This is a genomic window from Saxibacter everestensis, from assembly GCF_025787225.1.
Classification (GTDB): domain Bacteria; phylum Actinomycetota; class Actinomycetes; order Actinomycetales; family Brevibacteriaceae; genus Saxibacter; species Saxibacter everestensis.
In genome coordinates, this window is sequence record NZ_CP090958.1 from 965,429 (window position 1) to 983,655 (window position 18,227).

An 18,227-nucleotide genomic window follows, 5' to 3' on the forward strand; every position below is an offset into this window, starting at 1 on the left:
TGCTGTTGGCCCGAGACGTAGCTGCGTTGTCGTGGCTAGTTTCGGAACTCCCAATGCCACGCCTCGGGCTTGGATCCTCCCGCTCGAGCCCAGGCCGGGTGGGACCAGCCATACTTGCCGGCATGTTCCCGCATCCAAACGTGTTGCGCAGATCCGAAACGATTGATTCCGCCGCCGAAATCGATGGCGAGTCCCCAGCCGTGGTTCGATTTGCCCGGTGTCGCCGAAAGGTGTGGTTTGGTGCGTTTGAGCAGTCGCTGAGTGGCAAGGTCGCGGTAGGCATCGGTGATAACCAGGTCAACGCCGAACCGGGAGCGGAACGCGGCGTTCATCGCTGCCACCGAGCGGGCCGCATCACACCTGAGAAACTGGTGCGGCGCATGCGAGATCGGACATAGTGCTGATTTCGGTATCTGCCCGTTCCGGTGTCCGCCCCAGGCCATCGGGCCGGACCCGGATTCCGGCTTGGGATCGGGCTTCGGCTCACGTTGCCGCGGCAACAGGATGGACGAATCGGTGTTCATCACAAAAGACATCGGATCGAGGTATCTGCCTTCCTTCCGCACGCCCCAGTGAAGACAGCCGACGCAATGGGACTCAGCTGCATCGATGGTGCCGATCACTTGGCCGGCTTCGACCCTCTTGCCCGCCTTGACCCGCGCGGCCACGGGTTCGAAACTGATCTTCGTGCCGCCATCCACGCTCAGCGTGACAACGGGACGATCGACGACTGTGCCGGCAAACGAGACGATCCCGGCTGCCGGCGCAAGGACGACCTGCCCTGGATCGGCAGAAAGGTCGACGCCGCGATGCCCGGGAAGCCAGTTCTGCACGGGCGCGTCGAACGCCCGAAGCACTTCCGGCACCGGAAACAACGGCCACTCCCAGCGCTCCGGCGCTTCCTGAGCCGATGGCATCCCAACTTCGGCGGCAGACCCAGCGCCCGCCGCCGCAGCTACCGGGCGGGTCGACGCAGCTACCGGGCACCCCAACTGAGCGTCGGCAATAACGATCAGCAGCGTGAAACCGACCAGCAGAAGTCCGCGACATCGCCGCCCTGCCGCCGAGGGGGCGGCAGTTGCCGAGCGCCGCCCTGCCGCCGAGGGTGCGGCAGTTGCCGAGCGCTGTAGCGCCGAGCGCTGTAGCGCCGAGCGCAGGCAGAACGTGCTCAGTCGACGAAGCAGAAGAACCATGCGCCAACTCTGCAGCGCATGGGCAGCGAGAATGTCCGCGGCGGGAGGATCTGTGCAGAAAGCATGCAAGCCGTCCGGCTGTGACGACGACTACATCAGTCCTGACGACGACTAACCAGGCTGTGACGACGACTAACCAGGCTGTGACGAGGACTACAACCCAATAGCCGTCGGCACCTCAGTTGGCTCGAAAGGGGAGCACCTGGGTAAGATGAACCCCAGCGACTTAAAGATCTAACTCTTTGGGTCGACTACGCGTGTCTAAAACCGCTGCTTGATGATCGAGTGCCTTAGTGCAGCCGACCCTCGAAGTGCGGGCCAGATTCCTTCGGTGCAGACATCTTGATTGATGTCTGCGTAGGTTTCTCGTTGGACGCCAGGAGAAGCCCGTCAACAGGCGGGCAGCTAATTAACCGAATGCGGTCACCGCCCACCGGGCTGGTTGCCGCGACAAGACGCGGGAAATCCGCGTGCGAAAGGAGGGCGTCGGCATGGCCGTCGTCACCATCCGCCAGCTGCTCGACAGCGGCGTACACTTCGGGCACCAGACCCGTCGCTGGAACCCAAAGATGAAGCGCTTCATTTTCACCGAGCGCAATGGCATCTACATCATTGACCTGCAGCAGTCGCTGTCCTACATCGATCGTGCCTACGAGTTCGTCAAGGAAACCGTCTCCCACGGCGGATCCGTGCTCTTCGTCGGCACCAAGAAGCAGGCACAGGAAGCAATTGCCGAGCAGGCTCAGCGCGTTGGCCAGCCATACGTCAACCAGCGCTGGCTCGGCGGTATGCTCACCAACTTCCAGACAGTCTCCAAGCGTCTGCGCAAGCTGAAAGAACTCGAAGAACTCGACTTCGACGATGTTGCCGGTTCCGGCAAGACCAAGAAGGAACTGCTCATCCTTCGTCGCGAGAAGGACAAACTGTCGAAGACCCTCGGCGGTATCCGCGACATGACCAAGACGCCTTCCGCGGTGTGGATCGTTGACACCAAGAAGGAACACCTCGCGGTTGACGAGTGCAAGAAGCTGGGCGTGCCCATCATCGCCATCCTGGACACCAACTGTGACCCGGACGAAGTCGATTACAAGATCCCAGGCAACGACGACGCCATTCGCTCGGTTGCCCTGCTGACCCGCGTCGTCGCCGACGCTGTTGCCGAGGGTCTGATCGCCCGGCACAACAAGGCAAGCGGACAGGGTGAAAAGAACGTTTCGGCCGTAGAGCTGGAGCCACTGGCCGAATGGGAGCGCGAACTCCTTGAAGGCTCCGGCGACAAGGGCCAGACGGCTCCTGCAGCCGAAACGGCCGAGGCTCCTGAAACGGCAGAGACAGCCGAAACGACAGAGGCCCCTGCAGCCGAAGCGGCAAAGGCAGCCGAAACGGCAGAGGCTCCTGCGGCTGAAGCAAGCGACGCAGCCGAGACACCGGCCGCAACCGAGGCTCCCGCAGCCGAGACGCCGGCCGCTGACGCCGAAGGCTCGACCGAGGACAAGTAAGCCATTCGATGCCGGGGGCACGTACACCTTAATCGTGCCCCCGGCTCACCACCCATAACCAGGGCGGAACTGACAGGAGAGAAGTGAAGAATTTCACGGCTGCAGACATTAAGGCACTGCGCGAGAAGACCGGCGCCGGCATGCTCGACGTCAAGAAGGCTCTCGACGAGGCAGACGGCGACCAGTCGAAAGCCATCGAGATCCTGCGCGTCAAGGGCCTCAAAGGCGTCACGAAGCGCGAAGGCCGCTCCACCACCGACGGGCTCGTTGCCGCGCACGTCGATGGCGGCGTAGGCGTTCTCGTCGAGGTGAACTCGGAGACGGACTTCGTAGCGAAGTCCGACAAGTTCATCGCGCTCGCCAACCAGGTACTCGACCTGGCCGTCAAGACCGGCGTCGAGTCCGCTGACGCACTGCTGGCGACCGAGGTCGACGGCAAGACGGTCAAGGACCTGATCGACGAGGGTGGAGCCACCCTCGGCGAGAAGGTTGTGCTCCGCCGCGTCGCCCGGGTAACCGGCGACAAGGTCGAGGCATACCTGCACCGCACGAACAAGGATCTGCCTCCGCAGGTCGGCGTTCTGCTCGGCTACAAGGGTGATGACACCGAGGCCGCGCACGACGTCGCGGTTCACATTGCTGCGTTCGCACCGAAGTACTTCGACCGTGAGGAAGTTCCCGCGGGCGACGTCGAGAACGAACGCCGGATCGCCGACGAGACAGCACGTAACGAAGGCAAGCCAGAGGCTGCGCTGCCGAAGATCGTTGAAGGCCGGGTCAACGGATTCTTCAAGGAGAACGTGCTGCTCGATCAGCCTTTCGCCAAGGACAATAAGAAGTCCGTCGCCAAGGTGCTCGAAGAGGCAGGCGTAACCGCCAGCAGCTTTGCCCGGTTCCGCGTAGGCGCATAAAACCGTGCCTTCACGCTTAGGGGCGGTCACTTCATGTGATCGCCCCTTTGCCATGTGCTGATAATTCAAAGAAACAAAGCTTGTAGAAACCGCGACGAAGGGACCCGCGCAATGCTTCCGGAACCAGCAGAGAAAATCAGTCGACGACGCGTATTGCTTAAGCTTTCCGGAGAGGTCTTCGGAGCGGGATCGGTCGGAGTCAACCCGGACGTCGTTGCACGGGTCGCCAAGGAAATCGCCAGCGTCGTCGAAGACGTCGAAGTGTCGATCGTCGTCGGCGGCGGAAACTTCTTCCGCGGCGCGGAGCTGTCCCAACGCGGCATGGAACGCACCCGCGCCGACTACATGGGAATGCTGGGCACCGTGATGAACTGTCTCGCGCTGCAGGACTTCCTCGAGCAGGCCGGTGTGGACACCCGCGTGCAGACCGCCATCACAATGGGGCAGGTCGCCGAAAGCTACATTCCGCGCCGCGCAATTCGCCATATGGAAAAGGGACGGGTCGTCATCTTCGGCGCCGGCGCCGGCATGCCGTTCTTCTCCACCGACACCGTCGCAGCCCAGCGCGCGCTGGAAATCAAGGCCGACGAGGTCCTGCTGGCAAAGAACGGCGTCGACGGCGTTTACACCGCGGATCCGCGAAAAGACCCCTCCGCAACAAAGATCGATTCGATAACGTATTCCGAGGCATTGGCCCAGGGACTGCAGTTTGCCGACCGTACGGCGTTTACGCTGTGCATGGACAACGATTTACCGATGGTGGTGTTCGGTATGGAGGGTGACGGTAACCTGAGTAGGGCGCTACGGGGCGAACGAATCGGCACCGTCGTCGAGGCCGGCTGACTCACCGTAAGACACGCCCCGGGTGGACATGAATATGTCCACAACTGGCCGGCACGCACGCAAACAAGGCCACCGGCGAAGACACGTAAGACATAAAGAAGCGAGGACGCAGTGATTCAGGAAACTCTGGGCGACGCCAGGACGAAGATGGACAAGGCCGTTGAGGTCGCGAAAGAAGACTTCAGTACCATCCGGACCGGCCGCGCCAACCCGTCGCTGTTCTCCAGGGTGGTCGTTGACTACTACGGTTCGCCGACGCCACTTCAGCAGCTAGCATCCTTCCAGAACCCTGAAGCGCGCACCCTGGTGATCACCCCCTACGACCGAAGCAGCCTCGGAGCGATTGAAGACGCCCTGCGTAACTCTGACATCGGCGCGAACCCGTCGAACGACGGCAACATCATCCGGGTCGTGCTCCCTGAGCTGACCGAGGAGCGTCGTAAAGAGTACGTCAAGGTGGTTCGCACCAAGGCCGAAGATGCGAAGATCGCGATCCGAAGCGTCCGGCGCAAGGCCAAAGAAGAACTTGACCGGATCCAGAAAGACGGCGAAGCGGGCGAGGACGAGGTGACCCGGGGCGCCAACGAACTCGAATCCATCACCAAGAAGCACGTCGAACTCGTCGACCAGCTGCTGTCCTCCAAGGAGACCGAACTTCTGGAGGTCTAGGATGATGTCCTCCTCGCCGGAAGTTTCCCGGTCGCACGGCCGCCGACGGGCTGAACCACTCGTCATCGATCACGGACGGGCCGGAAGAGACCTCACATCTGCGATCATCGTCGGCGCCCTGATCGGGGCGACTGTGCTCTGCTCCTTGCTGATCATGCCGGACCTGTACGTTCTGGTGGTGATTGCCGGCGTGATGGCGGCGCTCTGGGAACTAGGCGCCGCGCTGAACCGCACCGGCGCGCGGGTTGCCCGGGTTCCGGCGATGGTCGGCGGCGCGTGCATGGTCGTCGCAACGCACTTCGGCGGAGCAGAAGCACTCTGGGTCAGCTTCGCCCTCGCCTGCGGCGCGATCCTGCTCTGGGGAGTTCTGGAGCGCAAGCCGCAGGCGGTCAAGGACGTCAGCCTCGGTATCTTCGCCATCGGCTATGTCGCCCTGCTGGCCTGCTTCACTGTGCTGATGCTGGAGCATCCCGAGGGCTGGGCAAGGGTACTGATCTTCCTCGCGCTCGTCGTCGCCAGCGATCTCGGCGGCTACATCATCGGAATCTTCTTCGGCAAGCATCCGATCGCAACGAAGATCAGCCCGAAGAAGTCCTGGGAAGGCTTCGCAGGTTCGGCAGTCTTCGGGATCGGCATCGGGCTGTGGCTGGTGCCGTGGCTGTTGGATGGCCCCTGGTGGATCGCCGTCGTACTCGGGCTGGTTATGCCGGTCACCGCCACGCTCGGCGATTTCGCCGAATCGATGATCAAACGGGACCTCCGCCTCAAGGACATGGGCACACTGCTGCCCGGCCACGGCGGCGTGATGGATCGGCTGGATTCTATTCTGCCCGCCGCTCCTGTGGCCTACCTGCTCTTCATGATCCTCCCCGGAATGAACTAGATCTGGAATGAACTAGGAATATGCGACTTCACTTAGTACGTCACGGCGCACCGCTTATCGACCAGGATCGGGAGCCCGCGAGCTGGGACCTCGATCCTGCGGGGCACGACGACATCGACCGGCTGCTGGCAAGCGGCGTCCTTCCGGACGACGCTCGCTGGATCTCTTCCACCGAGCCGAAGGCGCTGCAGACAGCAGAGCGGCTGACCTCCACGCCCGTCCTCCAGGTCGAGCAGCTCGGCGAACAGCGGCGGCCCAACACCTGGGTCAAGGATTTCGCCATCCACATCCACCGGGCACTTGTCACCGAGGACATGCCGGTGGCCGAGGGCTGGGAGCCGGCGCGGGAAACCAGGAGTCGGATCACCGACGCGGTCGCCAGGCTTGAGGCCGACGCCGACGGCCAGGATCTGGTGCTGGTCGGACATAGCACGCCGTGGTTGCTGCTGGTCAGCGAGCTGACCGGCGCGCCGGTCGATCTGGCCGCCTGGGAGCGACTGCTGATGCCGGATCACTGCATTCTCGAGCGCGGAGTATTGGTTCAGGGTTGGGGCGCGTGGCGGGAGGACGCAGCCTCGTGAACCCAGAACAGATCATCGAGGCGCTGGCATCGCTCGTCGCTGCCGACAGGCTGGTCACCGACCCGGACGTCATGGCCGGCTACCTGCACGACGAGGCAGAGTGGGCCGAGTATGAGCCAGCGGCTGCGGTGGTGCGTCCCCGTACCACCGAGGACGTCGCTGCCGTCGTGCGCTGGTGCTTCGCCAACCGGGTGGCTGTTGTGCCCCGCGGCGCGGGAACCGGACTTTCCGGCGGTGCGAACGCCCTGGCCGGTTGCATCGTGCTGGCTTTTGACGCAATGAACTCGGTGCTGGAAATCAATACCGACGAGCGCCTCGCCGTGGTTCAGCCCGGAGTGGTGAACGATGACCTTCGAGCCGCCGTCGCCGTCGACGGGCTCTGGTACCCGCCGGACCCGGCCAGTGCCCCCTGGTCCACGATCGGTGGCAACGTCGCCACTAATGCCGGCGGCGTCTGCTGCGTCAAGTACGGGGTCACCGGAGATTACGTGCTCGGACTTGAGGTCGTCACCGGCACCGGCGAGATAGTGCGGCTTGGCCGACGAACCGCGAAGGGAGTCGCGGGATACGATTTGCGCGGCCTGATGATCGGCTCCGAGGGCACGCTTGGCGTCATCACCGAGGTGACCGTGAGCCTGCGTCCGGCCCGTGCGGCGGAGCGCACCATCGCCGGCTACTTCGATTCGGTTGTCGACGCAGGCCTCGCAGTCAGCTTGGTCTCGGCGTCCGGCGTCATCCCGTCCGCGCTGGAACTGATCGACCGGCATTGCCTGAAGGCGGTAGACGACTGGAAGAACATGGGTCTCTCCGTCGATGCGAACGTCGTGCTGCTCGGCCGCTGTGACACTCCCGGCCAGGCCGGCGATGTCGAAGCTGCCACGATCGAGCGCTGCTTCACCGAGGGCGGGGCGACCTGGGCGGCGGTGTCGACCGACCAGGAAGAAGCGGATGCGTTGTTCGCTGCCAGGCGGCTGGCCTATCCAGCTCTGGAAAGACTCGGGCCGGTGCTCACCGAGGATGTCTGTGTACCCAAGGCTCTCGTTCCGGAGATGCTGGCCCGAATCGAGGCCGCCGCGGTCCGGCACGACACTCTGATCGCCAATATTGCGCACGCCGGCGACGGCAACCTGCACCCCTTGCTGATCACACCGGTCGGCGACACCGCTGCCCGGCACCGGGCCCAGTCCGCCTTCGAGGAGATCATCGCAGACGCGATAGCCCTCGGCGGAACCGTCACCGGTGAACACGGAATCGGCCTGTTGAAGCGGGACGGGCTGCGCGCGGAATTACAGCCGGCCGTGCTGGACATGCATTCAGCGATCAAAACCGCACTCGATCCGGCCGGCATTCTGAATCCCGGCAAGGTTTTCAGCGCCGCGACTGTCGCGGCGACGTTACAGGCCGAGCCGCACATCGTGGAACAATAGGCGATGATGTCTACCACCGAAACGCAAGTCACGCCCAATGCCGGCGATCGCCCGCTGCTGCAGTTCCGATCGCCGCGGCGCAAGAAGCCGCCGCAGCACCTGGCCGACCTGACCCTGGCCGAGCGTCAGGAGAGGGCCGGGGAGCTCGGCGTCCAGGGGTTTCGGGCCAAGCAGCTCTCGCAGCACTACTTCGGGCACAACACTGTCGATCCCGAAGAGATGACCGATCTGCCGAAGAGCACCAGGGAACAGCTGGTCGGCGAGATGCTGCCGCCTCTGCTGCACAAGGTGCATCAGCTGCGCACCGATGACGGCAACACGATCAAGTTCCTCTGGAAGCTGTTCGACGGAGCGCTGGTCGAATCCGTTCTGATGCGCTACCCGGGACGCATCACGCTGTGCGTCTCGAGCCAGGCGGGCTGCGGGATGAACTGCCCCTTCTGTGCGACCGGGCAGGCTGGGCTGACCCGCAACATGTCGACGGCCGAAATCGTCCATCAGGTGATCGAGGCGAACCGGGTGATCGCCGCGGGCGACCTGAGCGGACTGGCCAGGGGCGATGACGCTCCGGCCGACAAGGTCACGAACATCGTCTTCATGGGTATGGGGGAGCCGCTGGCAAACTACAAGTCGGTTATGGCCGCGGTTCGCCGATTCGTTTCGGACGTTCCCGAAGGGCTGGGGCTCTCCGCCCGCCACATCACTGTGTCCACCGTCGGACTTGTTCCGGCGATCAACAAGCTGGCCGCGGAAGACATCCCAGTGACGTTCGCCCTTTCCCTGCATGCTCCCGACGACGAGCTGCGCGACGAGATCATTCCAGTGAATACCCGTTGGAAAGTTGACGAGGCGCTGGACGCGGCTTACAACTATTTTGTGCAAACCGGTCGTCGCGTCAGCATCGAGTACGCCCTGATCAAGAATATGAACGATCACGGCTGGCGGGCCGACCTGTTGGCGAAGAAACTCAATAAGCGCGGGCGCGGCTGGGTTCATGTCAACCCGATTCCGCTCAACCCGACCCCTGGCTCGATCTGGACGGCATCCGAGCCAAGCGTCGAGGCGGAGTTCATCCGGCGGCTGCGCGACGCGGGGATCCCCACCACGCTGAGGGACACCCGCGGACGAGAAATTGACGGAGCATGCGGCCAGCTGGCGGCGGCGGAGTAAGGAGACATTTCAATGAGCACCACGTTTCCCACTATGTCGGGCTGGAAAAACGGTTACGACCCCGATCAGGTCGACAGGTTCTTCACCAAGGCCCGGGAGTCTTTTGAACGTGACGTACCGGAAGCCGATGATCTGACGGCGCAGTCCGTCCGGACAGTCGGCTTCGATCTGGTCCGAAAGGGCTACCACGTCGCCGTGGTCGACGCGGCCCTCGACCGACTGGAAGACGCCTTCGCCCAGCGCCAGCGCGACCGGCTAATCCAGCAGCGCGGCCAGGATGCCTGGATGGCCGAGCTCTCGCGGTCCGCGGCATCGCTGCGCGGCCGGTTGGAACGCCCGGACGGCGAGCGCTTCAATCGCGCCGCCCGGGGAGAAGTTGGTTACGAGCCCGCCGATGTCGATGCACTCTGCGAAAAGCTGAGGGGCTACTTCAACGACGGCGTCAGCATGAGCGTGGACGAGTCCCGTCGTGCGGTGTTCCGGACCTGCAAAGGCGAAAAAGCCTATGACGAAGATCAGGTCGATGCCTTCCTGGACCGGGTCGTCGAAGTCATGGCCGCGGTCGACTAGGACGTAATGGCCGAGCCGATGACGTACCAGCAGGCGTATCAGGAAAGCATCGGCGATCCCGAGGGCTTCTGGATGCGAGCCGGCAGGGATATCCGCTGGATCAGGAAGCCCACCCGGGCTCTGGACAGTTCGAACCCTCCCTTTTACCAATGGTTCCCAGACGGCACGCTCAACGTCTCCTACAACGCGCTCGACCGGCACGTGATCGAGGGCCGTGGCGAGCAGGCCGCGTTGATCTACGATTCGCCGGTCACCAACTCGAAGGTCAGCTACAGCTACATCGAACTGCTCGACCGGGTGGCGAAATGCGCCGGTGTGCTCCGGGTGTTCGGGGTGGAACGCGGCGACCGGGTCGTCATCTACATGCCGATGATCCCCGAGGCCGTGATCACCATGCTTGCCTGCGCCAGGCTCGGCGCGATTCATTCGGTGGTCTTTGGCGGCTTCGCGGCGGGCGAGATAGCTAGCCGGATCGACGACGCAAAGCCCAAGGTCGTGGTCGCGGCTTCGGCGGGGATCGAGCCGAGCCGGATCGTGGAGTACAAGCCGATGATCTCTGCCGCGCTGGAGCGCGCTGAGCACTCGCCGGCCGCACTTCTCGTCTTCCAACGTCCGCAGGCAGTTGCTGAGCTCGGCGAAAACGAGTACGACCTTGAACGGCTGATGCGTGACGGCTCGATCCAGCCGGCCGAGGCGGTCGAGGTCGCGGCCACCGACCCGCTGTACGTGCTGTACACCTCCGGAACCACCGGCAAGCCGAAGGGCATCGTCCGCGCCTGTAGTTCCGCGGTGGCCCTACGCTGGTCGCTGCCAAACCTGTACGACGTCGGCGCCGGCGACGTGATGTTCACCGCCAGTGACGTCGGCTGGGTGGTCGGTCATTCGTATATCGTTTACGGTCCGCTGCTGGCTGGTGCGACAACCGTGCTTTACGAGGGTAAGCCGGTGGGTACCCCGGACGCCGGGGCGTTCTGGCGGATCGTGGCCGAGCACAACGTCAAGGCACTCTTCACCGCGCCAACCGCCATCCGCGCGATCAAGAAAGAAGACTTCGACGGCGAGCGTCTCGCCGAGCACGACATCAGCAGCCTGGAGACCCTTTTCCTGGCCGGTGAACGACTCGACCCTGACACGTTCGAGTGGGCGGGCAGACTGCTCGGGGTACCGGTCGTGGACAACTGGTGGCAGACCGAAACCGGCTGGCCCATCGCCAGCAGCCCTCGGGGCCTGGAAACACTCCCGCTGAAACCCGGCTCACCGTCGGTCGCGGTGCCGGGATACGACGTGAGGGCGCTCGACGCCGAGGGGCGACAGCTGCCGCCGGAAGTCGAGGGTGAGCTGGTGATCAAACTGCCGCTCCCGCCCGGAACGCTCAGCACGGTCTGGGGTGATGACGCGCGCTACGTCGACGGATACCTCTCGACCTTCGATGGCTACTACCTCACCGGCGACGGCGGTTACATCGATGAGGACGGCTACATCTTCGTGATGGGCCGGACCGACGATGTGATCAGCGTCGCCGGCCACCGGCTGTCGACCGGATCACTGGAAGCCGTGCTGTCAGCCCACGCGGACGTCGCCGAGTGTGCCGTGATCGGGGTGGCCGACCGGCTCAAGGGACAGCTGCCGCGCGGGCTCGTCGTGCTCAAGGCCGGCATTCCCAGTTCGGAGAACCCGCGGATCTGCTCGGAGCTCGTCGATCTGGTCCGCGCCGAGATCGGTCCGGTGGCAGCGCTCAGCCGGATCGACGTCGTCGCCGCCTTGCCGAAGACGCGGTCCGGCAAGATCCTGCGGAAGACAATGCGGCAGATCGCCGAGGGCACTCAGCCGCTGGTTCCAGGGACGATCGAGGATGCCGGAGTGCTCGACGCACTGACTCCTGTGCTGCGTGGCGACCCTGCCTGACCTCAACGCGCACGGCTTGACCTTAAGAGCCAACACACAGGCGGAGATGGCAGGATTGGCCCCGTGAATATTCGCAATATCGTCCTGCTTGGCAGCACGGGCTCGGTAGGAACGCAGGCAATAGAGGTCGTCGAAGCGAATCCGGAGAGATTCCGGATCATCGCGCTGTCTGCCGGTTCGAACCTCTCTCTGCTGGCCGAACAGGCTGTGACGCTCGGCGTCGATGCCGTGGCGCTTGCCGCCTCGCCGCCCGGAGGAGTGGGCGAAGTCAGGGAGGCGATCGCTGCCGCTGCCGGCCGACTCGGCACAGCCGTGCCACAGCCGGAGATTCTGCTCGGCGAACGGGCCGCCGCGGACCTGGCTGCCACTAGCTGTGACATGGTACTCAACGCGATAACCGGCTCGGTGGGACTCGAACCGACACTTGCCGCCCTGGCCCGTGGAACCGACGTGGCGCTGGCGAACAAGGAATCCCTGATCGTCGGCGGGCAGCTGGTTCTCGACGCCGCGCAACGCAACGGAGCCAGCCTGATTCCGGTTGATTCCGAACACTCCGCCATCGCCCAGGCCCTGCGCTCCGGTTCGCCGGAGGAGGTGCAGCGGTTGGTGCTGACCGCCTCGGGGGGGCCATTTCGCGGGTACAGCGCAGAGCAACTCGCGGACGTGACTCCGGCACAGGCACTCGTGCATCCCACCTGGGACATGGGCCGGGTTATCACCACCAACTCCGCAACTCTGGTGAACAAGGGCCTCGAGGTGATCGAGGCCCACCTGCTGTTCGGCATTCCCTTTGAACGGATCGACGTGGTGATCCACCCTCAGTCGCAGATCCATTCGATGGTGCAGTTCGTCGACGGCTCGACAATTGCCCAGGTATCGCCGCCGGACATGAAGCTCCCGATCGCGCTCGCGCTGGGCTGGCCGCGCCGGGTGCCCGGCTCGGTCACCCCGAACGACTGGTCGTCTCCCGCGAACTGGACCTTCGAACCTGTCGACGACGCGGCGTTCCCCGCCCTCCAACTTGCCCGAAAGGTCGGAACGGCAGGAGCGACATTCCCCGCCGTTTTCAACGCCGCGAACGAAGAGTGCGTCGAGGCCTTCCACCAGGGCAGACTCTCCTTCGTGGACATTGTCCGGGCGACCGCCGACATCGTCGCCGAGCACGTTCCCGATGACGAGCTGACCCTCGATGGAGTTCTTGCCGCCGAAAAGTGGGCTCGCACCCAGGTAGGGCGGCGACTGCGATGACCGGGCTTCTTTACGCCGCAGGTGTGATCCTGATCATCCTCGGGATTGCTGTGTCGATCGCGCTGCACGAAATCGGGCACCTGGTGCCTGCAAAGCTGTTCGGGGTGAAGGTCAGTCAGTACATGGTCGGCTTCGGTCCGACGATCTTCAGCCGCAAGCGCGGTGACACCGAGTACGGGCTGAAGGCACTGCCGCTCGGCGGCTACATCGCCATGGCCGGCATGTACCCGCCGGCAAGGGACGGCTCGGTGCGCCGGTCAACGACCGGGATGTTCCAGACAGTGATGGACGACGCACGCAAACTGTCGAACGAGGATGTGGCCCCCGGCGAGGAGCGCAGGACCTTCTACAGCCTCTCCGTGCCGAAGAAGCTTGTCGTGATGCTCGGCGGTCCGGTGATGAACCTGCTGATCGCCGTCGTCCTGCTCGGCGTGGTGTTCAGCGGATTCGGCACTCTGCAGCCAACCACAACCGTGAGCAGCGTGTCGGAATGTGTTGTGAGCGCGGACGAGGCGCAGAAGCGCTCGGCGGAGAGCCGCAACAAGTGCCTCGCGGCCGATCCGAAGGCACCCGCCGCGTTGGCCGGTATCAGGCCGGGCGACGTCATCGTGTCGGTGGCGGACACCGGGGTGGCCAGCTGGAAAGAGCTGCAAGACGCCATCCGCGCCCAGGCTGGGAAGACCGTGCCGGTCGTCATCGAGCGCGGCGGCGAGACAGAAACCCTTCGGGTAGCGATCATCGCCTCCCAGCAGGCGGTCGTCGACGACGAAGGAAGGGCCGTCGTCGATGACTCGGGTGCGGTGAAGACAGTCGAAGCCGGTTTCCTCGGCGTGAGCCCGACGAATGAGCGGGTGCAACTGCCCCTGACCCAGCTGCCCGGCGAGATCTGGGGCACGTTCACCACGATCGTCGACGCGATAATTCACCTGCCAACCCGGCTCGTCGACGTTGGCAAGGCGGCGTTCTCCTCGGAAGAACGTGACCCGGAAGGCCCCGTGGGACTGATCGGCGTTGGCCGAGTCGCCGGCGAAATCGCGAGCACCGACAAGCTCGATATCGTGGACAAGTCCCAGATCGGGATCAACCTGCTTGCGACCCTGAACATGTTTCTTTTCGCGTTCAACCTGGTGCCGCTGCTTCCGCTGGACGGCGGGCATGTCGCCGGTGCGCTGTGGGAAGGGCTTCGGCGCTGGGTTGCGAAAATCTTCAGACGGCGGGATCCCGGCCCGGTAGACACCGCGCGGCTGCTGCCCCTGACATACGTCGTCGTGGGAGTCATGCTCGTGATGACTGTGCTCCTGGCATACGCCGACATCGTTAAACCAATAACACTCTTCTAGGATTGAACAGTGAATGTGAATCTCGGAATGCCCGCCCTGCCCCCACCGGTGCTCGCGCCTCGCAGGGCTACCCGCAAGATCAAGGTCGGCAAGGTCGAGGTCGGCGGGGACGCGCCAATCAGCGTGCAGTCAATGACTACGACTCCGACAACGGATATCGACGCGACCCTGCAGCAGATCGCGGAGCTGACGGCGGCAGGCTGCGACATAGTTCGTGTTGCCTGCCCGAGCGCGGATGACGCCGAGGCGCTTCCAGCCATCGCAAGAAAGTCGCAGATTCCGGTCATCGCGGACATCCACTTCCAGCCGAAGTATGTCTATGCCGCGATCGATGCCGGTTGCGCCGCGGTACGGGTCAATCCGGGAAACATCCGGAAGTTCGACGACCAGGTCAAGCAGATAGCCGATGCGGCGCGCGATGCCGGTGTATCGATCCGGATCGGCGTCAATGCAGGCTCGCTCGATCCGCGCCTGATGGAAAAATACGGCAAGGCAACTCCCGAAGCCCTCGTCGAGTCGGCCGTGTGGGAGGCATCGCTCTTCGAGGAGCACGACTTCCACGATTTCAAGATCTCGGTCAAGCACAACGACCCCGTCGTCATGGTGCGTGCCTATGAGCTGCTTTCCGAACGTGGCGACTGGCCGCTGCACCTCGGCGTGACCGAGGCCGGCCCGGCATTCCAGGGCACGATCAAGTCGGCCACCGCGTTCGGCGCCCTGCTGTCCCAGGGGATAGGCGACACGATCCGGGTTTCGCTATCAGCGCCACCGGTCGAGGAAATCAAGGTCGGTACCCAGATCCTGCAGTCGCTGAACCTGCGGCCCCGGAAGCTCGAAATCGTTTCCTGCCCGTCCTGCGGCCGGGCCCAGGTCGACGTGTACACCCTGGCCGACAAGGTGACGGCCGGTCTGGAGGGCATGGAGATCCCGCTACGGGTGGCGGTAATGGGCTGTGTCGTCAACGGGCCGGGTGAGGCACGCGAGGCCGACCTCGGAGTGGCGTCCGGAAACGGCAAGGGCCAGATCTTCGTCAAGGGTGAGGTGATCAAGACGGTGCCGGAGGCGCAGATCGTCGAGACCCTGATCGAAGAGGCGATGAAGATCGCCGAGTCGATGGAGGCCGACGGCACGCCCTCAGGCGTACCCGAAGTGTCAGTCTCCTAACCGGCCGAGGCAACGGAGCACCGTGGGCTCATCGTTAAGGCTGCTCGGCCGATCAGACACGGCCGCCGTGCGCGCACTGTGCGATCTGGACCCGGTGACGAATGTCTTCGTCGCGGGGCGGATCGAAGGCGCCGGAAGCGCGGATCCGCATTCAATGGCGGGGGAGTTGTGGGGCTACTTCCGGGACAGCACGCTGGTGTCGGCGTTATGGAACGGTGCGAATGTCATCCCGGTCAACGCCCAGCCTGATGCCATAGCCGCCTTCGCTAAGCATCTGGCCAGCCGGCCGCGCCGATGTTCGTCGCTCGTCGGCCTCTCCGCTCCGGTGCTGGATTTGGCGTCCCAGCTTTCCACCTGGCCGGATCCGCGCGAGATCCGGGCAAATCAGCCACTGATGCTGCTCAACCGGCCGCCGCGGATAGCTGCTGATCCCGGGGTGACCCGGGCTAGAAAGCGCGATCTCGACGTGATCTTCGCCGCGTCTGTTGCGATGTTCGAAGAAGAAGTCGGGTACTCGCCGGTCAGCTCCGATGGCGGTAACGACTACCGGCGCCGGGTTGAATCCCTGATCTCACGCGGACAGTCATTTGCCCGGATCGAGGACGACGTCGATGGCTGGCCGGCAAAAGGGGCCCGGCAGGTTGTGTTCAAGGCCGACATCGGCGCCAGCAGCTCGTCCGCTGTTCAGATTCAGGGTGTCTGGGTGCACCCGAGTCGGAGGGGCGAGCAGCTGGCAGCTCCGGGGATGGCGGCCGTTGCGATGGCGGCCAGGCGCGAAATTGCGCCGCTGGTCAGCCTGTACGTCAACGATTACAACCAGCGGGCGCTTGCCGCCTATCGCCGGGTCGGTTTCGAGCAGATCGGCTCGTTCGCCACCGTTTTGTTTTGATCCGCGCCTGGTCGTTCTGATCGCGACAGTTCGGTTTTGATCCGCGAATGTCCGTGGCCGGGGCGTGCCAAACCGATACCCCGGGCGGATGACCGCTGCGATAGGCTTGTCTGGCATTCCCATTTAGCTTCAGGAGCCCACCGCCATGCCCATGCGTCTTTCCTCCCTCTTCGTGCGAACCCAGAAGGAGGATCCGGTCGGCGCCGAGGTCGCCAGTCACAAACTGCTGGTCCGCGCGGGATACATCCGGCGCGCGGCGCCGGGCATCTACAGCTGGCTGCCGCTAGGCCTGAAGGTGCTGGCCAAGGTGGAGCGAATCGTCCGGGAAGAGATGGAGGCGATCGGCGCGCAGGAGGTCCACTTCCCAGCGCTGATGCCGCGCGAGCCCTACGAGGCCAGCGGCCGCTGGACCGAGTACGGCGAGGCTCTTTTCCGGCTCAAGGACCGTAAGGATGCCGATCTCCTGCTGGCGCCAACCCACGAGGAGATGTTCGCGCTGCTGGTCAAGGACCTGTATTCGTCATACAAGGACCTGCCGGTGATGCTCTATCAGATCCAGAGCAAGTACCGCGACGAGGCTCGGCCGAGGGCCGGCCTGCTCCGCGGCCGCGAGTTCAGCATGAAGGACGCCTACAGCTTCGACATCGACGATGCCGGGCTGGACCGGTCGTACCAGGCGCAGCGCGCGGCGTACATCCGGATCTTCGACCGGCTCGGCCTGGACTACGTGATCGTGTCAGCCATGTCCGGCGCGATGGGCGGATCGCGCAGCGAGGAGTTCCTGCACCCGACCGCGGTCGGCGAGGACACCTACGTGCGTTCGGCGGGGGGCTACGCGGCGAACGTCGAGGCCGTCACCACGGTGGTGCCAGACGCCATCCCCTACCAGGACGCCCCGGCGGCGCACGTAGAGGACACCCCTGACACACCGACGATCGAGACCCTGGTTACCGCCGCCAATGCCGACCAGCCCCGCACCGACCGCGAGTGGACTGCCGCCGACACGCTGAAGAACGTGGTCGTTGCAGTGACGCACCCGGACGGCGAACGCGAGATCGCCGTCGTCGGGCTGCCCGGCGACCGGGCAGTCGACCTCGGCCGGATCGAGGCCAGTGGCGTGTTCGGGGCCGGAGAGGTTGCCGTGGAGCAGGCCACCGAGGCGGACCTGGCGCGGAATCCGCTCCTGGTCAAGGGATACATCGGGCCGGGAATCGGCGAGGAGCAGCTTCTCGGCATCGACCGGGCAAGCAAACTGCGCTACCTGGTCGACCCGCGCATCGTGGAGGGCACCCGGTGGATCACCGGTGCCAATGAGCACGGCAGACACGTCTTCGACCTGGTCTATGGCCGGGACTTCACCGCCGATGGCGTCGTGGAGGCGGCGGAAATCCGGGCAGGCGACTCTGCCCCGGACGGCTCCGGCCCGCTGGAACTTGCCCGCGGTATCGAGCTCGGCCACATCTTCCAGCTCGGCCGTCGTTACGCGGAGGCACTGGACCTCAAGGTGCTCGACGTCAACGGCAAGCTGCAGACAGTCACGATGGGCTCCTACGGCATCGGCGTCACCCGCGCGCTCGCCGCGATCGCCGAGGCCAACCACGACGAGAAGGGCCTGGTCTGGCCGCGCCACCTGGCGCCGGCCGATGTGCACCTGGTGGCCACCGGCAAGGGGGAGGAACTGTTCGCGGCCGCGAATTCCATCGCCGAAAGCCTGGAAAAGAATGGCGTCACCGTCATTTACGACGACCGGCCGAAAGTATCGCCAGGCGTCAAGTTCGGTGATGCCGAACTGCTGGGGATGCCACTTATCGTCGTCGTCGGCCGCGGCCTTGCCGACGGCGTGGTTGAGGTGCGGAACCGGGCAACCGGCGAAGCGGAGAACATTGCGGTCGACGACGTGGTCAACCACGTGGTCGACCGTGTCCGCGCCTAAGC

The 18,227-nt window shown here is 64.4% G+C and carries 16 protein-coding genes; 15 read left to right on the forward strand and 1 reads right to left on the reverse strand.

Annotated features, from left to right (window positions below):
* Window positions 1-35: 35 nt before the first annotated feature.
* Window positions 36-1,193, reverse strand: coding sequence for a peptidoglycan DD-metalloendopeptidase family protein (locus LWF01_RS04750; RefSeq protein ID WP_349639896.1), 1,158 nt, complete (start codon window positions 1,191-1,193; stop codon window positions 36-38).
* Window positions 1,194-1,684: 491 nt separating this feature from the next.
* Between LWF01_RS04750 and rpsB the strand changes: the two genes are divergently transcribed.
* The 15 genes from rpsB (at window position 1,685) to LWF01_RS04825 (ending at window position 18,225) form a co-directional block, all read left to right on the forward strand.
* Window positions 1,685-2,692: a 30S ribosomal protein S2 gene (gene rpsB / locus LWF01_RS04755; protein ID WP_349639897.1), complete on the forward strand. Its 1,008-nt coding sequence runs from the start codon at window positions 1,685-1,687 to the stop codon at window positions 2,690-2,692.
* 83 nt (window positions 2,693-2,775) lie between these two features.
* Window positions 2,776-3,603 carry a translation elongation factor Ts gene (tsf, locus tag LWF01_RS04760; protein WP_349639898.1) on the forward strand — a complete coding sequence of 276 codons (828 nt, stop codon included), beginning with the start codon at window positions 2,776-2,778 and terminating at the stop codon, window positions 3,601-3,603.
* Window positions 3,604-3,714: 111 nt separating this feature from the next.
* Window positions 3,715-4,446, forward strand: coding sequence for a UMP kinase (gene pyrH, locus LWF01_RS04765; RefSeq protein WP_349639899.1), 732 nt, complete (start codon window positions 3,715-3,717; stop codon window positions 4,444-4,446).
* Between the two features lie 111 nt (window positions 4,447-4,557).
* Entirely contained in the window at window positions 4,558-5,115 is a 558-nt protein-coding gene (gene frr / locus LWF01_RS04770; RefSeq protein WP_349639900.1) for a ribosome recycling factor, read from the forward strand.
* Between the two features lies 1 nt (window position 5,116).
* A complete protein-coding gene (locus tag LWF01_RS04775; RefSeq protein ID WP_349639901.1) occupies window positions 5,117-5,998 on the forward strand; it encodes a phosphatidate cytidylyltransferase in 882 nt (293 codons plus the stop codon).
* Window positions 5,999-6,018: 20 nt separating this feature from the next.
* The gene (locus LWF01_RS04780) at window positions 6,019-6,579 is read left to right on the forward strand and encodes a histidine phosphatase family protein (RefSeq protein ID WP_349639902.1); all 561 of its coding nucleotides are present in this window, start codon (window positions 6,019-6,021) and stop codon (window positions 6,577-6,579) included.
* Window positions 6,576-8,006, forward strand: a complete 1,431-nt coding sequence (locus LWF01_RS04785; protein ID WP_349639903.1) for an FAD-binding oxidoreductase — start codon at window positions 6,576-6,578, stop codon at window positions 8,004-8,006. The genes LWF01_RS04780 and LWF01_RS04785 overlap by 4 nt, the downstream gene beginning before the upstream one ends.
* Before the next feature lie 6 nt (window positions 8,007-8,012).
* Entirely contained in the window at window positions 8,013-9,176 is a 1,164-nt protein-coding gene (rlmN, locus tag LWF01_RS04790; RefSeq protein WP_349639904.1) for a dual-specificity RNA methyltransferase RlmN, read from the forward strand.
* 12 nt (window positions 9,177-9,188) lie between these two features.
* Window positions 9,189-9,746: a DivIVA domain-containing protein gene (locus tag LWF01_RS04795; RefSeq protein WP_349639905.1), complete on the forward strand. Its 558-nt coding sequence runs from the start codon at window positions 9,189-9,191 to the stop codon at window positions 9,744-9,746.
* A gap of 6 nt (window positions 9,747-9,752) precedes the next feature.
* A complete protein-coding gene (locus tag LWF01_RS04800; RefSeq protein ID WP_349639906.1) occupies window positions 9,753-11,651 on the forward strand; it encodes an AMP-binding protein in 1,899 nt (632 codons plus the stop codon).
* Between the two features lie 63 nt (window positions 11,652-11,714).
* Window positions 11,715-12,899, forward strand: a complete 1,185-nt coding sequence (gene dxr / locus LWF01_RS04805) for a 1-deoxy-D-xylulose-5-phosphate reductoisomerase (RefSeq protein ID WP_349639907.1) — start codon at window positions 11,715-11,717, stop codon at window positions 12,897-12,899.
* Window positions 12,896-14,239 (forward strand): M50 family metallopeptidase, encoded by a 1,344-nt coding sequence (locus LWF01_RS04810; protein ID WP_349639908.1) that lies wholly within the window; start codon window positions 12,896-12,898, stop codon window positions 14,237-14,239. Before dxr ends, LWF01_RS04810 begins: the two co-directional genes overlap by 4 nt.
* A 27-nt stretch (window positions 14,240-14,266) precedes the next feature.
* Window positions 14,267-15,403 carry a flavodoxin-dependent (E)-4-hydroxy-3-methylbut-2-enyl-diphosphate synthase gene (gene ispG / locus LWF01_RS04815; protein WP_349640822.1) on the forward strand — a complete coding sequence of 379 codons (1,137 nt, stop codon included), beginning with the start codon at window positions 14,267-14,269 and terminating at the stop codon, window positions 15,401-15,403.
* 22 nt (window positions 15,404-15,425) lie between these two features.
* Window positions 15,426-16,292 (forward strand): GNAT family N-acetyltransferase, encoded by an 867-nt coding sequence (locus LWF01_RS04820; RefSeq protein ID WP_349639909.1) that lies wholly within the window; start codon window positions 15,426-15,428, stop codon window positions 16,290-16,292.
* 145 nt (window positions 16,293-16,437) lie between these two features.
* Window positions 16,438-18,225, forward strand: a complete 1,788-nt coding sequence (locus LWF01_RS04825; protein WP_349639910.1) for a proline--tRNA ligase — start codon at window positions 16,438-16,440, stop codon at window positions 18,223-18,225.
* The last annotated feature ends 2 nt before the right edge of the window (window positions 18,226-18,227 follow it).